Origin of the sequence: Afipia sp. GAS231, assembly GCF_900103365.1 — a bacterium.
In the GTDB taxonomy this organism is placed as follows: Bacteria; Pseudomonadota; Alphaproteobacteria; order Rhizobiales; family Xanthobacteraceae; genus Bradyrhizobium.
Map to the genome: position 1 here is coordinate 5,244,641 of NZ_LT629703.1, position 18,287 is coordinate 5,262,927.

Genomic DNA, 18,287 nt, shown 5'->3' on the forward strand with positions numbered 1-18,287 from the left:
TCCCCTTAAGTAGTACCCCGTTGCGACGCGCTCCGCGTTGTGACGGGTTTTTGCTGCGGTGCATGAGTCCGTTCATGGCACTTTTCGGACCTGCGGCGATGTCCGGTTTAAGTCCGCAAAGCGTGTGCCGGCTCAACCGGTCGACGCAACACAGGCGTTAAATCTCTCTGCTGGGGTTTCAAATTGCAAGGTCTCACGTGGCCGTTCGTTTAGTTGACGAGCCACTTTGTTCAGATGGGCTTGCGAATGCACCGACAAGTCGGTGCCCTGAGGGAAGTACTGTCTCAACAGGCCATTGGTGTTCTCGTTCGACCCGCGCTGCCACGGGCTTTGCGGATCGCAAAAATAGACGTCGATGTTGGTCGCCAACGTAAATCGACGATGAGCCGTCAGTTCCTTGCCCCGGTCCCAGGTCAAGGACTTATACAGCTCCTTTGGTAGCTTCTTCGCCTGCTTGATGAGTGCGGTGACTACCGTCCGGGTGTCCTTGCCTGCCACCTTGGCCAACATCACGTAACGCGTTTGACGCTCGACCAAGGTCGCGATGTAGGTGTTGTTCGGCCCGGACAGCAGATCGCCCTCCCAATGGCCAGGCACCGCCCTATCTTCAACCGCAGCCGGTCGCTGACGGATTGAGACGGCATCCTTCATATGCCCCCGTCTATCGCCATTCGGATCAACCGGCCTGGAGCGACGCATCGAGCGCTTCGATCGGAGATGGCAAAGCAGCTCTTTCTTGAGCACGCCGCGCGCTTGGACAAACAGGCTGCGATAGATGGTCTCGTGTGACACCTGATTATACTCGTCTTCAGGATGCGTTCTCTTCAGCCAACCGGCTATCTGCTCGGGTGACCAATCCAATCTGAGCTTCCCTGCCACGGCCTGCCGAAGCCGCGAATTGATCGCCAATTTACAACATTTTGGACGACGCGATCGTGCCCAGGCATTCTCGTCCGCAACTGTCGCCCGGTAGCGATCACAGCCGCCATTGCGGCTCATTTCCCGGCTCACCGTCGAGGGTGAGCGGCCAAGCAGTTTGGCGATAGACCGGGCCGATCGACGTGCGCTAACACCTCTGGAAATCACCTCGCGTTCCGCATGCGTCAATGCCAACCTGGAGCGACGCCGCTCCGCAGGACGAAACCCTCCATGCGGGGCAACCAGAAAATAGATCGACGATGACTGCTTACCAAAAGCTCGCCCTATCGCCTTCAATGACTCCCCGCGCTTCCAGCGATCCCATAACTCCGTTTTCTCTGCCGCAGTAAAACCTCTATGAAATCTTCGTTCCATCCCACACTCCATCTTTTCCCTCTAAGATAAAGTGTTGCGTCGACCGGTTGAGACCACCGTGGGATAGCGGACATTGGTCAAGCCGCGCCAATGGATCTCGATCTTACGCGCACACGGCCTAGTTCCCGCCAATCTGCGCTTTAAGAAATTCCCGCACCGCGCCGATCGATTGGTCTGTTGCCGACGGATTATATTCGAGATGGTGTCCGAGCAACTGCATCGGTGTCGTCAGGCCCTGCGCATCGAAGGCGTGATAGGCGCCGGGATAGACGATGAGCTTGATCGGAACGCCCTGGTCCTTCTGCCTTGATATGCCCCAGTCATTGCGACCGTCTACCATATTGCGGCACTCCGTCGCCAGCGACCAGTCGTCGAGTTCGCCGATCAGGACCAGCGTCGGCACCGTCATGTCGCCCTTGAAGCCATGGCATGGTGGATAGAAGGCGATGGCAGCACGAAATTTGTTTGGAGATGTTTGCTCCGTGAAGCCGTGCTCGACCGACATGAGAGCCATCCGACCGCCTTGTGCAAAACCCAGCACCGCAACACGAGCAGGATCGATTGCTGGATCCCGCACCAGAAAGTTCAGGGCACGGTAGGCGTCGGCGGCCAGATCATTCGGATATTTGTCACCGCAGCTTTTGATGCCACGCGGTCCGAAGCTGTCTACGGTGAGTGCTGCATAACCCCAGGACGCAATCCGTTTTCCCCAACGTTCGTCGAGCCGCCGCCAATTCCCATTGCAGCTATGCAACAGGACGACCGCGGGCGAGGGGCCAGCAACGCCGGTATGTCTTAGATACCCCTGAAGCGGATGTGGACTGTCAAGCGGGCTCTCGATTTCGACGACGATCGGGGCCGGTTCGGCCGCAATGCATTCTACCGCATTTCCGGTCAAGAGGACGGCGACGACGGCAGCGATTTTGGCGAGGCTTGTCACAGGCCACCATCTTGCTCAACCGTCCGCCGTGCGACGGACGCCTTCTTATATACCCGAAATCTTCTGGGCGTTGGCCTTCATCACCTTGGGCCTGATCTCGTCATCGTCGCCTTGAGAAATTCCCGCACCGCGCCGATCGATTGGTCTGTCGCCGACGGATTGTATTCGAGATGGTGTCCGAGCAGTTGCATCGGTGTCGTCAAGCCCGGCGCGTCGAAGGCGTGATAGGCGCCGGGATAGACGATGAGCTTGATCGGAACGCCCTGGTCCTTCTGCCGTGATATGCCCCAGTCGTCGCGGCCGTCTACCATATTGCGGCACTCCACAGCCAACGTCCAATCGTCGAGCTCGCCGATCAGGACCAGCGTCGGCACCGTCATGTCGCCCTTGAAGCCGAGGCAGTGCGGATAGAAGGCAATGGCGGCGCGGAATTTGTTAGGCGATGCCTGCTCGACGATGCCGCGCTCGACGGAAGTCAGCGCCTGCCAGGCGCCTTGCGAGAATCCGAGCACGGCGACGCGGCCGGAATCGACAAATCGCTGCTGCACCAGATAACCCAGCGCGCGATAGGCATCGAGCGCGAGATCGACCGGCGCGCCGCTGCTGCAGGTGTTCTTCAGGCCGCGCGGCCCAAAACTGTCGACGGTGAGTGTCACGTAGCCCCAGGCGGCGATCTGCCGGCCCCAGTGCTCATCGAGCTGCCGGGCGCGGCCAGCGCAACCGTGCAGCAGCACCACGGCAGGAGAGGGGCCGGCGCCCGCCGGCTGCCGCAGGTAGCCCTGCAACGGTTGTAGCCGGGAAAGCGGCGTCTCGAAATCGACGACGCTGGCCGAGGTCTCGGCCATGGCGGAAGCGCTTCCGGCCAGCAGCGCCGCAACGAAGGCAACCGCTTTGACGAGGTACATGACGGACCTCCATCGCGTCGACAGCCCCCGTCGATGGCGATGTCTCTATTATATACCCAAAATCCTGCGCGCGTTGGCCTTCATCACCTTGGGCCTGATCTCGTCGCGGATATCGAGCTTGGCGAAATCGGCCAGCCAGCGGTCCGGTGTGATCACCGGCCAGTCCGAGCCGAACAGCATCTTGTCCTGCAGGATCGAGTTGATGTAGCGGACCAGAATCGGCGGGAAATATTTCGGCGACCAGCCGGAGAGGTCGATATAGACGTTGGGCTTGTGGGTCGCGACCGACAGCGCCTCTTCCTGCCAGGGGAAGGACGGGTGGGCGAGAATGATTTTCAGGTCCGGAAAATCCGCCGCGACGTCGTCCATATACATCGGGTTGGAATATTTCAGCCGCATGCCCATGCCGCCGGGCATGCCGCTTCCCACACCTGTTTGTCCGGTGTGAAACAGCGCGATCGCGCCGCCCTCGTTGATAGCTTCATAGAGCGGGTAGGCCATGCGGTCGTTGGCATAGAAGCCCTGCATGGTCGGATGGAATTTGAAGCCGCGAACGCCGTATTCCTCGATCAGCTTGCGCGCCTCGCGGACGCCCAATTTGCCCTTGTGCGGATCGATGCTGACGAACGGGATCAGGACGTCGAGATGCTCGGAGGCGGCCTCCAGCATTTCGTAATTGTTGTAGCGGCGAAAACCGGTTTCGCGCTCGGCGTCGACCGGGAAGATCACGGCCGCAATGTTCTTGGAGCGGTAGTAGGCCGCGGTTTCCGGCACGGTCGGCGGATGTTTGTTCGGCGACTTGAAATAGTCGGCCATCTGCGCCTGGAAATCGTCATAGCCGTCGTCGCCATGCATGCCGCAGGGTTCTTCCGCATGGGTATGGATGTCGATGGCAACGACTTTTTCGATATCGGGCAGTTTGAGCTTGGGCATTTTAAGGGTTCCCGGCGGCTTGATTTTTGGGTCTGGAAAATTGATTATACTATATAACAAATTCCGCAAGGCGGCAGAAGCAAAACGCTGAAAACAGGGAGTGCGGCATGGCCCAGAGCGAGCCTCAATCGGAGGCCTTCGAGACCGATTTCTGGAAAGACGCCAATCTGCGCAAGGCGTGGGACGACATCGTGCCCGGCGCGCCGCGCAAGACCTTGCCCTACACGCTGACCAAGGAAGCGATCGAGCTGTACTGCAAATCGGTCGGCGAGGATCATCCGATCTATTTCGACGAGGCGTATGCGAAGACCACGCGCTATGGCGGGCTGATCGCGCCGCCCTCGATCCATATCCTCCTGATGTTCTCCTGCACGCCGGCGGATGACTGGATGCGCTCACCGGGCACCGTCAATGCCGGGCAGTCCTGGAGCTACAACATTGCGGCGCGTCCCAACGACGTGATCCGGCTCGAGGCCCGCGCGCTCGACAAGTTCATCAAGCGCGAGCGGCTGTTCGTGGTGCACGACAACGTCTTTTTCAACCAGCGTAATGAAGTGATCTGTTCCGGCCGCGGCTGGACGATCCGGCCGGTTTAGGGAGGGCGCGATGACCACCACGTTCGAAAATCTCACTGCCGGCGATGCCATCGATGGACCGCAGTTCGCGGTCAGCAGAGAATCCATCCGGCTGTTTTGCGACGCCTCGCTCGACTACAACCCGCTGCATCTCGACGACGACTACATGAAGGGCAGCTTCGGCAAGACCAATTTCGGCGGCATCATCATGCACGGGATGAACAATTTCGGGCTGATTTCCCGCATGATCACCGACTGGGCCTATCCGCTCGGCGCCGTCCATCGCCGGCTGGAAACAAGATGGGTCAAGCCGGTGCGGCCCGGCGACACCATCCAGCCTACCGGGATCGTCAAGTCGAAGCAGGTCACCAAGAGTTCGCGCTGGGTCCTGATCGACGTCATGGTGCGCAACCAGGCCGGCGACAAGGTCGCGACCGGCGAGGCCATGGTGGAATTTCCGAACGACTGATCCGAGAGGGTCATGACACCCTCGATCGCCAGTCCGCGCGATCACGAACTCGCGCGTTTGCGATTTCCCGCTTTAGTTGTGAAGTAGTTCATAGTGTTGTCTTGAGCGTGGTATCAGCATGCGGCCCGGGGGACGAGTTCACAGCCAAGAGGTAAGGACCATGGCCAATCAACCCAATCTGTACCAGCTCTCCGGCGGCGGAATTCACATCACCTACTCGACGAGCGGCATCGCCGGACAACCGCATTTCACCTACCAGGATGCGCTTCAGGTCAAGAATTTCGCCGGCAACCAGATCACGACGCTGCAAACCAGCATCGGCATGCTGGTGACGGTCACGATCCACATGACCGTCGACTCCGGTTCGACGACGTTCAGCGTGCTGCTGCCGAACGTCAACCTGCCGGATGGGCTGTTCGGCTCCGCGAATATCACCGCCGAGGGCATCACGACCGTGCACCGGTTCTCGATCTTCCATATCCAGGGTCAGACGGAGTTCTACACCGCGGTGCCGATGCAGGGCACGGCGATGCACGTGCTGTTCGAGGCCGCAACCGCCACCTCAAAGGTGGCTTGAGGCCTCGTCGGGCGTCGTGCCGCTGCGCGACGCCCGCGCCGCTTGGCTGTCCCGGCGCGATATCCCCTTGCGGGTCTACTTTGCATGGGGTTGTTTTCGATATTTTGGTCGGGACCCTCTACTCGGCCGGAACGCCCATCGTTCCGCGTGTCGTCAGCCGGCTGCCCTTGGGCCGTCCGGGGAGAAGCGCGTTCGGCGCCACCACGTCGGTGGCAAGCCCGATACGCGCCAGAAAGCGGATGGTGAGCCAGGTGTTGTCGATTTCCCACCAGCGATGACCATGGCGCGCCGAGCGCGGGTCGGCGTGGTGGTTGTTGTGCCAGCCCTCGCCGTTGGAGATCAGGCCGACGATGAGATTGTTGCGGCTGTCCTCGTCGGTCTCGTAGTTCCGGTAGCCCCACACGTGGGTCACGGAATTGATCGCCCAGGTAATATGCCAAACCAGAACCGTACGGACGAACACGCCGAACAGCAGAATGCTGAGGCCAGTCTGCGCCGCATCACCCGCGGTTTGTCCCGATAGCCACGCGGTGGCGAAGCCCAGGGCGAAGAACAACGGCATCTGCAGCAGGTTGATCCAGACCAATCCGTTATGGCGCTCGAGCGCGACGTAGAAGCGGTCGCGCAGGATGTCCTTGGCATAGCGCTCGTAGATTCCGAGCCGTGACAGTTCGGGCTGGTGGACCAGGAGCCAGCCGACGTGACTCCAGAAGAAACTCGCCAGCGGCGTATGCGGATCCGGCTGTTCGTCGGCGAATTGATGGTGACGGCGGTGGATCGCCACCCAACGCGCCGGCGTTTCCTGCAGGCACGACATCGCGATCACGACCATCGTGTGTTCCAGCCATTTCGGACAGTTCAGGCCGCGATGGGTCAGGAGCCGGTGGTAGCAAAGGTTGATGCCGAACAGCCCGCACAGATGCGTGCCGGCGACGGCGAGGACGAGACCGCTCCAGGCAAAATAACCGGGCAGGAAGGCCAGCAATGCCAGCACATGATAGGCGCCGATCACGACGATGTAGGGCCAGTTGAGCTGAAACGGCCGCACGCCCGCCGGCAGCGGTAGCCGGGAGTTCGTCAGGGAGCAGGGCAGGGATGGGGAAAGGCCGGTGGGATCAAGTACTGCAGCTTTTGCGATCGGCCGGGGAGCGGTCGTCATTCCGGGATGGGTCCATTTCGTGGGAGGTCTGGCCAACGCGTTGCGGGCCCCTGATTCCTCATAGACTTAGACGGTTCGAAGCGGCTTCGGGGTTCAAAATCTGAGGCTAATTGACGCTTTCTTTTGACAAAAATCGCTGGAAAATCAGTTCCATAGCGGAACCGCAGAGCGGATGAAGGCACACGCGCAGGGTTGATTGACATCCAGCCCCGCGATGGCTTAGAAACCGCGCATCCCGGGCGGATCGCCGCTGGCGGGGTTAATCCCATTTGCCACACTCGGGCAGGTATTCAGGTTCGGCCTTCAACACGGCCTTTCGAAGCATCAGGATTGTCCCATGAAGGTCCGTAACTCGTTGAAATCGCTGCGCGGCCGCCACCGCAACAACCGTCTGGTCCGCCGCAAGGGCCGGGTTTACGTGATCAACAAGGTGCAGCGCCGCTTCAAGGCCCGCCAGGGTTAAGCCCCGGCCGATTGCCTCCGCGCGCCCCTCCTTTCACAGGTCTTTGACGACGCGCTGCTTTGCAGCGCGATTTTGCACGTCTAGACTTGGCTCATGGCTTTGAGATTCCCGGACTGCCGGATTGCGATACTAGCCGCTGTTCTGACAGCCGTGCCGCTGACGGCTTTTGCCCAAAGCGATTCTCCAAGCGATCCGCGGGTTATCCCCCCGCCGAAAAGCCAGAAGAAACTGCCGGAAGCTCCGAGCAAGTTGCCCAGGGTCGGCGCCGATCGCAGCCGCGGACTGGATTTCCTGTTCGGTGCGCTGAAGGCCGCGCCCGACGAAGCCAGCGCCAAGCATGTCGAAGCGCGGATCTGGGCGATGTGGATGCAGACCCCGAGCGACACCGCGGCATTGCTGATGCTGCGCGCCAAGGCCGCGATGGACGCGCAGCAGATGGATGTCGCGCTCAAGCTCTTGGATTCCGTGGTCAAGCTGCGCCCCGATTACGTCGAGGCCTGGAACCGGCGCGCGACGCTGTTCTATCTGAAGAACGACTATGCGCATTCGCTCGAGGACATCCGCGAGGTGCTGATTCGCGAACCCCGCCATTTCGGCGCGCTGGCCGGCCTCGGCATGATCATGCAGGACATCGGCGACGAGAAGCGCGCGCTTGACGCGTTCCGCAAGGCGCTCACCGTCAACCCGCACCTTGAGAAGGTGCCGGAACTGGTCAAGACGCTGACCGAAAAGGTCGAAGGCCGCGATATCTGATTCCGGGCATGATCCGGAAAAGTGGGTACCGGTTTTCCGATAAGATCATGCCCAATTAGAGAGAGCCGGGTTAACCTAAATCCCGGGCAGCCTTCGGGGCGCGGGAACACAGGCCGCCAACGCGCTATTATCCAGCGTCACAGCGTCGTTTTTCAGCGTGTTTTTCTCAGCGTCCTGGGAGCGTAGCCATGAAGTCATTGCTGCTGGCCGGCGCGAGTTTGATCGCGGCCGGAAACATTGCCTTCGCGCAAGGCTATTGGGTGACCGGCAACCGCGCGAGCGGCAAATGCGAGATCGTCACCAGTAATCCGGTCGTCGACAGCCAGGTCGGCGGCAACGTCACGTTTGGAAGCGGACCCTACCGGTCGAACGACGACGCCAAGCTGGCGCGCTCGACGATACGCGAATGCCCGCCGGAACCGCCGGAGCAGGCGAAGGACCCGAACAAAGCGGACGACTGACGATTGAAACCTGAAGCCTGAAGGTCAGTGTACGGCGTTGCTGCCGCGGGCCATTCCGTCGAGCCCGACGGCTGCGTAGAACTCCGCCAGTTCCGCCTCGAGCCGCTCATTGACCAGCAACAGCGCCTTCAGCGCACCGCGAATGTCGCCGTTGCAGTTTGCCACGATCTGGTCGATGGCCGCTTCGCTTGCATTCGAAATCATGGCAGTTCTCCGATTGTACTCTGGAACAAATTTTCGGCCGCCGCCGCTGTTCCTGTGGAAGTTGGGTACAGTCTCGGGCGTCGGCACCCATCAGGCGCGCCGACACATGGCGAAAGTGTCGACGCATTCGTATAAAGTGGCGATGACGGCTGGATGACCCCGTTATCCACAGGGCGGGCGTCCTGTGGATAACCGTTCCGAAACCCCGCGCGGGCCGCGGCCGTAGCTCATTGGTGCGAAAGATCATTCAGGCATTTTCCATGGCGGCGTTGATTGTGGCGGCTGCGCTCGTGATTCTGGCGCTGGTCACGCAGGCTGGCGTGCTGTTGGTGCAGCGGGCGCATCCCGCGCCAGGCGTCATGGTCGAGGTTGCCGGCGCCAGCCTTCACATCGTCGAACTCGGCCCGCGCGATGCGGCCGGTCCAGCGATCGTGATGCTGCATGGTGCCAGCTCCAATCTCGAAGCGATGCGGCGGCCGCTCGGCGACGGTCTGGCGAAAAGTCACCGCGTGATCCTGATCGACCGTCCCGGGCACGGCTGGAGCACCCGTGAGCGGCTGGGAGACTCGACGCCGGAAATCCAGGGCCGGATGATCGCGGAGGCGTTGACCAGGCTTGGCGTCACCAGGGCGATCCTCGTGGTGCATTCCTGGGCCGGTGTGCTGGGCGCGCGGATGGCGCTGGATTATCCGCAAGCGGTGGCGGGCCTCGTGATGCTGGCGCCGGTAGCCTATCCGTGGCCCGGCGGCGTCGGACGCTACAACAAGATCGTGGCCATGCCGGTGATCGGGCAGCTTTTGGCCTACACCATCACGCTGCCGCTCGGTGTCCTCCTGGCCGAGCCCGGCGCGCGCGGCGTGTTTTTCCCGCAGGCGATGCCGGACGGCTATGTCAGCGATACCGCGACGATGTTGCTGCTGCGGCCGCGCGAATTTCTCGCCAATGCGCACGACCTGGCGACGCTGAAGGCGGCCGTTGCCGAACAGGCGCCGCGCTATGCCGAGATCAAGGCGCCGGTCACGATCATTTCCGGCGATGGCACCGACAAGACAGTCTCGACCCGTATTCATTCGCAGCCGCTGGCGGCCACGGCACCGAATGCGAAATTGATCGTGCTGCCCGGCGTCGGCCACATGGTGCAGAACGCCGCGCCCGATCGCGTGATGGCCGAGATCGAGGCGATGATCGGCAGAACCATGCCGAGCGCAGGGGCGACGGCGGCGAACTAGGTCAGCGCAGGATAGGGCCTCGCCGCGCCGGAAAGTGTGCTTTCAACGCCACGGACTTCCTTCCGGACTCCCATTATCCTGTGCGGGAAAATGGCAGACGCGAAGTAGTCGATCGATGCCCATGACCGCCGCCGACATCCTGGCACATCCGGCGCTCGAACGATGCGTTCGGAGCCAGGCGCAATCGTTACTGTCGATTCAGGGCACGAGCCCAAGGATTGCCTCGCTGTTTGCCACCCAGCAGCGCTGGCTGATGGCGCATGCGGCGTTGGCGCAGTATTTTCGCAATGAGGCCGACAACCCGGGCGCGGGGTTGCTGGCCGAGCGCTTCCTCGAACGCGTCGAGCGCCATGACCTCGCGAGCCGCAACACGGCGTCGGCCTTTCTCACGGAAATGCACAAATACGAAATGGTTCGTTTCGTCGCGGGCAGCGAGGGCAGGCGCCACCCACCGTTCGAGCCCGCACCGGCGGTTTTGATGGCCCTGTTCCACTGGCACGCGCTGCATCTTGCGACCCTTGATGGACTGGACGACGGCGGCAGGGTGGTGGCGTTCCACGCGCGGCCGGCCTTGCTCGGCGCGATCCAGCCTTTGATCGCCGACGGCCTGATCGGCTCGGGCGACATTCGCAAGCCGCCCAAGACCTTCGAACTGTTCACCTGGATCGACGAAGGCGGCCTGGTGATGGACCGCCTGATCGTCGGTTGCCGACAGGACGCCGCCGGCGACGAGCGGATTACGACCGACGTGACGTCGATTTCCGAACTGGCGCGGCATCTCAATCTGTCGCGGACCCATCTCGGTCGGAAATTTTCCGAAGCCGAGGCGTTCGGAAGCCTGGGCTGGTCGGGCGCGCGGGGCAGATCGCCGCTGTGGGTGTCGGCGGGCTTTCGCCGCGAATATCATGCGGCGCAGGCCGTGAAGCTTGCGATCATCGATGCCGCTTTCGAAGCTTGCGTCGTGCCAGCCGAGGGCGGACGAAATCCGCTTCCGCAGTCTTCCATCCTGGCGGGATCGGCGTAGCCTGTCGGTTGCGCTACCGCGACTGTTGCGGGATTCCGCTGCTCGTTCCGCCCGGCTGCGACCGCGTGATAGATTGCGTTTACGGGCAGCCGACCGCGAGGGAGAGCGCCATGTACGCCGCCATACGTCAAGGCAAGGCAAAGGCCGGCAAGGTCGAAGAGCTGACACGCCGGATCAAGGAGGGGGCTATTCCCGTGATCAGCGGGGTCGAGGGCTTCATGGGCTATTACGTGGTCTATACGCCCGACGACACGGTGATCGCGATCAGCCTGTTCAACAATTTTGCGGGCGCCGAGGAATCCAACAAGCGCGCGCTGGCCTGGATCGAGCACGATCTTGAGCAACTGCTCACTGGGCCGGCGACGGCGGTGGCCGGGCCGGTGATCGTGCATACGCTGGCGTAGAGGCGCAGAGACCGGGGCAGCGGGCGATTCCGCTTCGCTTACGGAATCGCCGGGCAGCCTTGTCCTAGGCAGCCTCTTCATAGGCTGCCTTGTCCTAGGTAGCCTTTTCATAGGCAGCCTTGGCTGGTTGCAGAACTACTTGGACTTGACCTTGCCGTCCTTGTCGAATTGCGAAACGAAGGCCCAGAGATTGTTGATCTCGTTCTCGCTCTTGATGCCCGCGAAGGCCATCTTGGTGCCGGGGATCTTGGCCTTCGGGTCCTTGATGTATTCCTTGAACTGGGCCTCGCTCCAGGTGATGCCGGAGTTCTTGTTGGCGTCCGAATAGGAATAGCCTTCCACGGTGCCGGACTTGCGGCCGTCGAGCCCGTTCAGTACCGGACCCACCTTGTTCTTGGCGCCGTCGCCGATGGCGTGGCAGGCCAGGCACTTGTTGAACGAGCTTTTGCCGGCGGCGAGGTCGACGTCATCAGCCAGCGCGCCCGACGCCGCCAGAGTCAGGGAGGTGAGGGCCATCAGCGCGCTCAAGGTCAATTTCATCATGGGGTGCTCTTCGTCTCTTCGGTGATGTGGCGGTAGCCGCTTGTGGCATGGCCGGCTTCCACAGGACAAGTCGTGAAACCCTGACAGGTCTCACGACGGCGGGCTTGTCCCAGAGAGAACTCATCGCAGCAGGGCGACGCAATCCGACCTTGGTGGCCTACCCAAACTTGCTCAGACGTGCTTGATTTGGCATCACAAATCGATCACGCGTGGGCTCGGAATCCAACCGGTTGGAATCCGGCAGCCCGGAGGAATACGCGCATGGCCATCATGATGCCGGCTTCCGATCAGGCGGTGCTGGATCGCCGCGACACGATCGTCGCCGCCTTGCGCGCGATCGTGCCAGGCGAAGGCGTGATCGACAGCGCAGCCGAAATGCTCCCCTACGAGTCCGACGGGCTGATGGCGTATCGGCAGCCGCCGATGGTCGTGGTGCTGCCCGACACCACTGAACAGGTCTCCCAAGTCCTGAAATATTGCTCGGAGCAGGGCATCAAGGTGGTGCCGCGCGGCTCCGGCACCTCGCTGTCCGGCGGCGCGCTGCCGCTGGCCGACGGCGTGCTGCTGGGCTTGGGCAAATTCAAGCGCATCCGCGAAATCGATTTCGACAACCGCGTCGTGGTCACCGAACCCGGCGTCACCAATCTCGCCATCAGCCAGGCGGTGGCGCATGCCGGGTTCTATTATGCGCCGGATCCTTCGTCGCAGATCGCCTGCTCGATCGGAGGCAATGTCGCGGAAAATTCCGGCGGGGTGCATTGCCTGAAATACGGCATGACCACCAACAACGTGCTCGGCTGCGAAATCGTGCTGATGTCCGGCGAAATCCTGAAAATCGGCGGCAAGGCGGCTGAAAATGCCGGTTACGACCTGATGGGCATCATCACCGGCTCCGAAGGCCTGCTCGGGGTTATCACTGAAATTACGGTGCGGATCCTGCAGAAACCCGAGACCGCGCGCGCGCTGATGGTCGGTTTCGCGGAAGTCGAGGCCGCCGGCGAATGCGTGGCCCGCATCATCGGCGCCGGCATTATTCCCGGCGGCATGGAGATGATGGACAAGCCCGCGATCCACGCCGCCGAAGCCTTCGTCCATGCCGGCTATCCGCTCGACGTCGAGGCGCTCTTGATCATCGAGCTCGATGGGCCGAGCGTCGAGGTCGATGAGCTGATCACCCGGGTCGAAACCATCGCAAAAGCCTGCGGGTCGGTCACCTTGCAAATCTCCACGTCGGAGATGGAGCGCAACCTGTTCTGGGCCGGCCGCAAGGCGGCGTTTCCGGCGGTGGGCCGGATTTCGCCGGACTATCTCTGCATGGACGGCACCATTCCGCGCGGCGCGCTGCCAAAGGCTTTGGCGCGTATCCGCGAACTGTCTGAAAAATACGGCCTCGGCGTCGCCAACGTGTTTCACGCCGGCGACGGCAATCTGCACCCGCTCATTTTGTACGACGCCAACAAGCCCGGCGAGATGGACAGGGCGGAGGCCTTTGGCGCCGACATCCTGCGCTGCTGCGTCGAACTCGGTGGCGTGCTGACCGGCGAACATGGCGTCGGCATCGAGAAGCGCGACCTAATGCCGGAAATGTTCACCGAGATCGATCTCAACCAGCAGCAGCGGCTGAAATGCGCCTTCGACGCTCAGGGCCTGCTCAATCCCGGCAAGGTGTTTCCGACCCTGCACCGCTGCGCCGAGCTCGGCCGTGTCCATGTGCACGGCGGCAAGCTGGCATTTCCCGAACTTCCAAGGTTTTAGGCAAGGCGCGTGGACACCCTCAAGGTACGTGACGCCAAAGACGTCGAACAGGTGGTGCGGGCGGCGATTGCCAGCGAGCAGCCGCTCGAGATCATCGGCCATGGCACACGGCGCCAGATCGGTCAGCCGATCGCGACCAATGCGCTGCTCGATCTGTCTGCGCTGAATGCGGTCTCCGCCTACGAGCCGAACGAACTGATCATCACGGTGCAGGCCGGCGCCCCGCTCGCCGACGTGCAGTCGCTGATCGATTCCAAAAACCAGCAATTCGCGTTCGAGCCGATCGATACCTCCATGCTTACAGGCGTGTCCGGCAACGGCACCATCGGCGGCATGATCGGCGCGGGCCTCGCCGGTCCCCGCCGCATCAAGGCGGGCGGCGCGCGCGACCACCTGCTGGGCGCGCATGCGGTGTCCGGCTTCGGCGACAGTTTTAAAACCGGGGGTAAGGTGGTGAAGAACGTCACCGGCTACGATCTCTGCAAATTGCTGACGGGGTCGTGGGGCACGCTGGCGGTCATGACCGAGGTGACGCTGAAGGTGATGCCGAAGCCCGAAAGCGAGCGGACGCTGATGCTGCGCTCCCTCGACGATCTGACCGCGAACCGGGCGATGACGGCAGCCCTCGGCTCGCCCTTCGACGTCTCCGGCGCGGCGCATCTGCCAAATTCGACGTTCCGGCCGGCCAGCGGCGCGCTGGCGGACCTTGGGTCCAGGAGCCCGGGTTCTCAGGCCCAGGCGGTGACGCTGGTGCGGCTCGAGGGCATTGCCGCCTCGGTCGCCGATCGCGCCGGCTCATTGTCCAAAACGCTCGCGTCCTTTGGGGCGGTGGAGATCCTGCAGGATGCGGCCTCGGCCGCGGCCTGGCGCGCGATCCGCGATATCGAGCCGTTCGCGGCGAGCGGCTCGCTCGGCGCCTGGCCGGTGTGGCGGATCGTCTGTCCGCCGGCCGCGGGCGGCGCGCTCGGCCAGGCGCTGGCGCGCGATACCGGGGGCGACGTGATCTACGACTGGGGCGGCGGCCTGATCTGGGCGGCATTGCCGCCCAGGCCGGACGCGCAGGCGGCGCTGGTGCGCGAGCGCGTCGAGGCCGCCGGCGGCCACGCCATGCTGATCCGGGCCTCCGAACTGGTTCGATCCAATGTCGATGTGTTTCAACCGCAACCGGGCGAACTGGCTTTGTTGAGCGAACGGGTGCGCCACAGCTTCGATCCCAAAACCATTCTCAACCGCGGCCGGCTGACGCGGGGATCTTGCTCATGAAAACCGAATTCTCGCTGGCCCAGCTTGCCGATCCCGATATCGCCGAAGCCGACAAGATCCTGCGGGCCTGCGTGCATTGCGGCTTCTGCACCGCGACCTGTCCGACCTATGTGCTGCTCGGCGACGAACTCGATAGTCCGCGCGGCCGAATCTACCTGATCAAGGAGATGCTGGAAAAGGACAAGCCGCCGACAAAGGAGGTGGTCAAGCACATCGACCGCTGCCTCTCCTGCCTGGCCTGCATGACCACCTGCCCGTCGGGGGTGAACTACATGCATCTGGTCGATCAGGCGCGGGTCCGGATCGAGCGGGATTACTCCCGGCCGCTGCCGGAGCGGCTGCTGCGGGCGGTGCTGGCATGGGTGCTGCCGCGGCCAAAGCTGTTTCGCGCCAGCATGATCCTGGCGCGGCTTGGCCGGCCGTTCGCGGCTTTGTTGCCGGCGCCAAAGCCTGCTGCGACCCCGTCGCTGCTGCGGCGGATCAAGGCGATGCTGGCGTTGGCACCTGGCCGTCTGCCGTCGCCGGGGCCCGTTGGCGGAAGCGTTTTTCCGGCCATCGGCGAGCGGCGGGGACGGGTCGCGCTGCTGCAGGGCTGCGCCCAGCAGGTGCTGGCGCCGCGGATCAACCAGGCCGCCATCAACCTTTTGACGCGTCACGGCATCGAGGTCGTGCTGGTCAAGGACGAGCAATGCTGCGGCGCGCTGACCCATCACCTCGGGCAGGAAGCCGACGCTTTGGCGCGGGCCCGCGGCAACGTCGGCGTGTGGCAAAGGGAAGCGGAACAGGGCGGCCTGGACGCCATCCTGGTGACCGCATCGGGCTGCGGGACGGTCATCAAGGACTACGGTTTCATGCTGCGCGAGGATCGCGAATTCGCACGCCCCGCAGCGCAAATATCCGCGCTGGCAAAGGATATCACCGAGTATCTCGCCGGCCTCGATCTCCATCCGTCGACGCAGCGAGGCGACGTTACGATCGCCTATCACTCGGCTTGTTCGCTGCAGCACGGACAGAAAATCACGCAGCTTCCGAAAGAATTGCTTTCCAAGAATGGATTCGTGGTGAAAGATGTACCCGAGAGCCATTTGTGTTGCGGTTCGGCGGGGACCTACAACATTCTCCAGCCTGACATTGCGAGCAGATTGCGCGATCGAAAGGTCGCCAATATTGCGACAGTCAAACCGGACATGATCGCTGCGGGCAATATTGGGTGCATGGTTCAAATTGCCGGCGGTACGTCAGTTCCAGTGGTGCACACCATTGAGCTTCTCGATTGGGCGACAGGAGGTCCAAGACCTGAATTGAGCGGGGCAGGATTGAACTGATCGGGGTTGAACCGATCGATCGGCCCCCGAGCATGATCCGGAACAGCGGGCACCCGTTTTCCGAAATGACCATGCCCAGACGATCTACAACACCAGACGTTCCACAACAGACGACCGACACAACAACAGGCTCATGGACCAGCGGCAACAGGAGGACCACGAATGGCTAAAGGGAAGAAGAGCAAGAAAAGCAAGAAGCCTAAAAAGGCCAAGAAGGCGGTAGCGGCGAAGAAGAAATCTGCAAAGAAGTCGTCGAAAAAGGCCGCCAAGAAATCGGCAAAGAAGGCTGCCAAGAAAACAGCCAAGAAGGCCGTGAAGAAATCAGCCAAAAAATCGGCCAAGAAAGCCGCCGCGAAAGCGGCGCCGAAGAAGGCCGCCAAGAAGAGCCCGGCAAAGAAAAAGAAGGCGGCGGCACCCAAGCCGGCGGCAGCCGCCCCGGCTCCGGCGCCGGCGCCCGCACCGGAACCCGCGCCCGCCCCGAGCTGGGCTACCCCGGAGCCGTCGGCCCCGTCATGGGGTTCGTCCAACGGGGGCGACCAGCACTAGGTCACTGCCAGCGACACGCGCTCGAAGGGCCGCAGCACTGCTGCGGCCCTTCTCGTTTGAGCGCCTCTCTTGTGCACAGCACCCGGGTTTCTCCGGTGAATTGATTCGGTGACATCGCGGTCTGACAGCCGCGGTCTCCGCTGGATTTTGGGTTCCAGATGCATCCGGAAGGGGCACGAAAACCGCCGAAATTGTGCCCGGAATGCAACACCCGCTGACAACATTTTTTGAAACGGTCCAAACGCCTAAAAAGGCGGCAGATGCTTGACTTTTTTGCTTCACGCGTCGGGTGCCGCGTTCCAGATTGCAATCACGTTAAGAAATTTAGTTGCAGTCGGTTATCGCTTGCCCTTGGGGGGCGCCGGAACGGGACTGTCTTAGAAGGTGATGGGGATCGTCATGAAGAAAGTGGCTTTGTTAGCAACGGCGCTGGCAATGGTTTCGGGTTCGGCTCTCGCTGCGGATATGGCTGTCAAGGCCGTGAAGGCTCCGCCGGTGGCTGCATTCGATCCGTGGGACGTCGCTTTCGGCAGCGCGATCATGAGCGACTACGTGTTCCGCGGCATCACCCAGTCCAACCACAAGGCTTCCGTGGCCGCCTATTTCGAGCCGCGCTACAACGTCACCAAGGACGTCCAGCTCTACGCCGGCATGTCCGCCGAGAGCATCTCGTTCCCGAACCGGGCCGCGGCTGAAGTCGACTTCTACGCCGGTATCCGCCCGACCGTCGGCATGTTCGCCTTCGACTTCGGTGCCTGGGGCTACCTCTATCCGGGTGGACAGTGCTTCGGCGGCGTCGGACCGGGCGCAACCAACTCCTGCGCGGCCTTCGGCCAGGGCATCGATTTTGGCGGCGGCGCCGGCCTGCCGATCAACGGCAACTTCGCCAAGAAGAGCGCCAGCTTCTATGAAGTCTACGGCAAGGTGAACATCACCCTGAACGACCAGTTCGCCGTCGGCTTCAACGAGTACTATTCGCCGAACTTCCTGAACCTCGGCGCCTGGGGCAACTACGCCTCGATCACCGGCAAGTGGACCGCGCCCTCGACCACCTTCGGCTCCTCCGGCGTCGGCATGTACGTCTCCGGCGAGTTCGGCCGTCAGTGGCTCGGCACCTCGGATGCCTTCTACGGCACCACCATCGGAACTGCGTTCGGCGGACCGTTCCCGCGCGGTATTCCTGAGCCCAGCTACAACACCTGGAACATCGGCGTCGGCTTCACCTACAAGGTGTTCACGCTGGATCTGCGTTACTCCGACACCAACCTCTCCAAGGGTAACTGCAACGCCTTCACCTCCGACTACAGCACCACCAATTCGAGCGCTGCTTTCGTGACCAACATCAACCCCGGCAACGGCGTGACGGCGTTCGGCTCCGGCTGGTGCGGCGCGACCGGCATCGTCAAGCTCTCGGCTGACCTGACCGCGATGACCAACCTGAAGTAAGATCTTCCTCTCGAAGACCA

Annotated in this window: 21 protein-coding genes; 13 read left to right on the forward strand and 8 right to left on the reverse strand. The window is 62.3% G+C overall.

All coding sequences use genetic code 11. The features are described from left to right. Nucleotides 1-132: 132 nt before the first annotated feature. The 4 genes from BLS26_RS24735 to BLS26_RS24750 form a co-directional block, all read right to left on the reverse strand. Entirely contained in the window at nucleotides 133-1,293 is a 1,161-nt protein-coding gene (locus BLS26_RS24735) for an IS30 family transposase (protein ID WP_092511988.1), read from the reverse strand. A gap of 118 nt (nucleotides 1,294-1,411) precedes the next feature. Then, nucleotides 1,412-2,233 carry a dienelactone hydrolase family protein gene (locus BLS26_RS24740; RefSeq protein WP_092515208.1) on the reverse strand — a complete coding sequence of 274 codons (822 nt, stop codon included), beginning with the start codon at nucleotides 2,231-2,233 and terminating at the stop codon, nucleotides 1,412-1,414. 80 nt (nucleotides 2,234-2,313) lie between these two features. Beyond that, entirely contained in the window at nucleotides 2,314-3,138 is an 825-nt protein-coding gene (locus tag BLS26_RS24745) for a dienelactone hydrolase family protein (RefSeq protein WP_092515209.1), read from the reverse strand. Nucleotides 3,139-3,186: 48 nt separating this feature from the next. Further along, nucleotides 3,187-4,071, reverse strand: a complete 885-nt coding sequence (locus BLS26_RS24750; protein WP_092515210.1) for an amidohydrolase family protein — start codon at nucleotides 4,069-4,071, stop codon at nucleotides 3,187-3,189. Nucleotides 4,072-4,178: 107 nt separating this feature from the next. Between BLS26_RS24750 and BLS26_RS24755 the strand changes: the two genes are divergently transcribed. From BLS26_RS24755 to BLS26_RS24765, 3 genes are all read left to right on the forward strand, one after another. Next, entirely contained in the window at nucleotides 4,179-4,667 is a 489-nt protein-coding gene (locus tag BLS26_RS24755) for a MaoC family dehydratase N-terminal domain-containing protein (protein WP_092515211.1), read from the forward strand. A gap of 10 nt (nucleotides 4,668-4,677) precedes the next feature. After that, nucleotides 4,678-5,115, forward strand: coding sequence for a MaoC family dehydratase (locus BLS26_RS24760; protein ID WP_092515212.1), 438 nt, complete (start codon nucleotides 4,678-4,680; stop codon nucleotides 5,113-5,115). A 160-nt stretch (nucleotides 5,116-5,275) separates the two neighbouring features. Next, complete coding sequence (locus BLS26_RS24765) at nucleotides 5,276-5,692, forward strand: hypothetical protein (protein WP_197681277.1); 417 nt, start codon at nucleotides 5,276-5,278, stop codon at nucleotides 5,690-5,692. A 118-nt stretch (nucleotides 5,693-5,810) separates the two neighbouring features. Here BLS26_RS24765 and BLS26_RS24770 read toward each other — a convergent pair whose 3' ends face one another. Beyond that, nucleotides 5,811-6,851, reverse strand: coding sequence for a fatty acid desaturase (locus BLS26_RS24770; RefSeq protein ID WP_092515214.1), 1,041 nt, complete (start codon nucleotides 6,849-6,851; stop codon nucleotides 5,811-5,813). A gap of 337 nt (nucleotides 6,852-7,188) precedes the next feature. Here BLS26_RS24770 and ykgO point away from each other — a divergent pair, with 337 nt between their 5' ends. The 3 genes from ykgO (at nucleotide 7,189) to BLS26_RS24785 (ending at nucleotide 8,528) form a co-directional block, all read left to right on the forward strand. After that, on the forward strand, nucleotides 7,189-7,314 hold the full coding sequence (gene ykgO / locus BLS26_RS24775; protein WP_002718645.1) for a type B 50S ribosomal protein L36: 126 nt from the start codon (nucleotides 7,189-7,191) through the stop codon (nucleotides 7,312-7,314). A 93-nt stretch (nucleotides 7,315-7,407) separates the two neighbouring features. Next, complete coding sequence (locus BLS26_RS24780) at nucleotides 7,408-8,067, forward strand: tetratricopeptide repeat protein (RefSeq protein WP_092515215.1); 660 nt, start codon at nucleotides 7,408-7,410, stop codon at nucleotides 8,065-8,067. 188 nt (nucleotides 8,068-8,255) lie between these two features. Next, nucleotides 8,256-8,528, forward strand: a complete 273-nt coding sequence (locus BLS26_RS24785) for a hypothetical protein (protein WP_092515216.1) — start codon at nucleotides 8,256-8,258, stop codon at nucleotides 8,526-8,528. A 24-nt stretch (nucleotides 8,529-8,552) separates the two neighbouring features. Here BLS26_RS24785 and BLS26_RS24790 read toward each other — a convergent pair whose 3' ends face one another. After that, nucleotides 8,553-8,732, reverse strand: coding sequence for a hypothetical protein (locus tag BLS26_RS24790; RefSeq protein WP_074823710.1), 180 nt, complete (start codon nucleotides 8,730-8,732; stop codon nucleotides 8,553-8,555). A 260-nt stretch (nucleotides 8,733-8,992) separates the two neighbouring features. On the opposite strand from BLS26_RS24790, the gene BLS26_RS24795 reads away from it, so the two are divergent. From BLS26_RS24795 to BLS26_RS24805, 3 genes are all read left to right on the forward strand, one after another. Then, nucleotides 8,993-9,961 (forward strand): alpha/beta fold hydrolase, encoded by a 969-nt coding sequence (locus tag BLS26_RS24795; protein WP_092515217.1) that lies wholly within the window; start codon nucleotides 8,993-8,995, stop codon nucleotides 9,959-9,961. Between the two features lie 115 nt (nucleotides 9,962-10,076). Then, complete coding sequence (locus BLS26_RS24800) at nucleotides 10,077-10,985, forward strand: hypothetical protein (RefSeq protein ID WP_092515218.1); 909 nt, start codon at nucleotides 10,077-10,079, stop codon at nucleotides 10,983-10,985. A 110-nt stretch (nucleotides 10,986-11,095) separates the two neighbouring features. Continuing rightward, entirely contained in the window at nucleotides 11,096-11,389 is a 294-nt protein-coding gene (locus BLS26_RS24805) for an antibiotic biosynthesis monooxygenase (protein ID WP_074823716.1), read from the forward strand. A gap of 135 nt (nucleotides 11,390-11,524) precedes the next feature. Here the strand turns inward: BLS26_RS24805 and cycA are convergent, their stop codons facing one another. Continuing rightward, entirely contained in the window at nucleotides 11,525-11,932 is a 408-nt protein-coding gene (gene cycA, locus BLS26_RS24810; RefSeq protein ID WP_092515219.1) for a cytochrome c-550 CycA, read from the reverse strand. 261 nt (nucleotides 11,933-12,193) lie between these two features. Between cycA and BLS26_RS24815 the strand changes: the two genes are divergently transcribed. The 3 genes from BLS26_RS24815 to glcF are packed head-to-tail and all read left to right on the forward strand — an operon-like array spanning nucleotide 12,194 to nucleotide 16,275. After that, complete coding sequence (locus BLS26_RS24815; protein ID WP_092515220.1) at nucleotides 12,194-13,687, forward strand: FAD-linked oxidase C-terminal domain-containing protein; 1,494 nt, start codon at nucleotides 12,194-12,196, stop codon at nucleotides 13,685-13,687. A 9-nt stretch (nucleotides 13,688-13,696) separates the two neighbouring features. Continuing rightward, the gene (locus tag BLS26_RS24820; RefSeq protein ID WP_092515221.1) at nucleotides 13,697-14,950 is read left to right on the forward strand and encodes an FAD-binding protein; all 1,254 of its coding nucleotides are present in this window, start codon (nucleotides 13,697-13,699) and stop codon (nucleotides 14,948-14,950) included. Further along, the gene (glcF, locus tag BLS26_RS24825; protein ID WP_092515222.1) at nucleotides 14,947-16,275 is read left to right on the forward strand and encodes a glycolate oxidase subunit GlcF; all 1,329 of its coding nucleotides are present in this window, start codon (nucleotides 14,947-14,949) and stop codon (nucleotides 16,273-16,275) included. The genes BLS26_RS24820 and glcF overlap by 4 nt, the downstream gene beginning before the upstream one ends. Before the next feature lie 131 nt (nucleotides 16,276-16,406). Here glcF and BLS26_RS35965 read toward each other — a convergent pair whose 3' ends face one another. After that, a complete protein-coding gene (locus BLS26_RS35965) occupies nucleotides 16,407-16,802 on the reverse strand; it encodes a hypothetical protein (RefSeq protein WP_157676582.1) in 396 nt (131 codons plus the stop codon). Nucleotides 16,803-17,220: 418 nt separating this feature from the next. On the opposite strand from BLS26_RS35965, the gene BLS26_RS24835 reads away from it, so the two are divergent. Next, nucleotides 17,221-18,267 carry a TorF family putative porin gene (locus BLS26_RS24835; RefSeq protein ID WP_092515224.1) on the forward strand — a complete coding sequence of 349 codons (1,047 nt, stop codon included), beginning with the start codon at nucleotides 17,221-17,223 and terminating at the stop codon, nucleotides 18,265-18,267. Nucleotides 18,268-18,287: the final 20 nt, after the last annotated feature.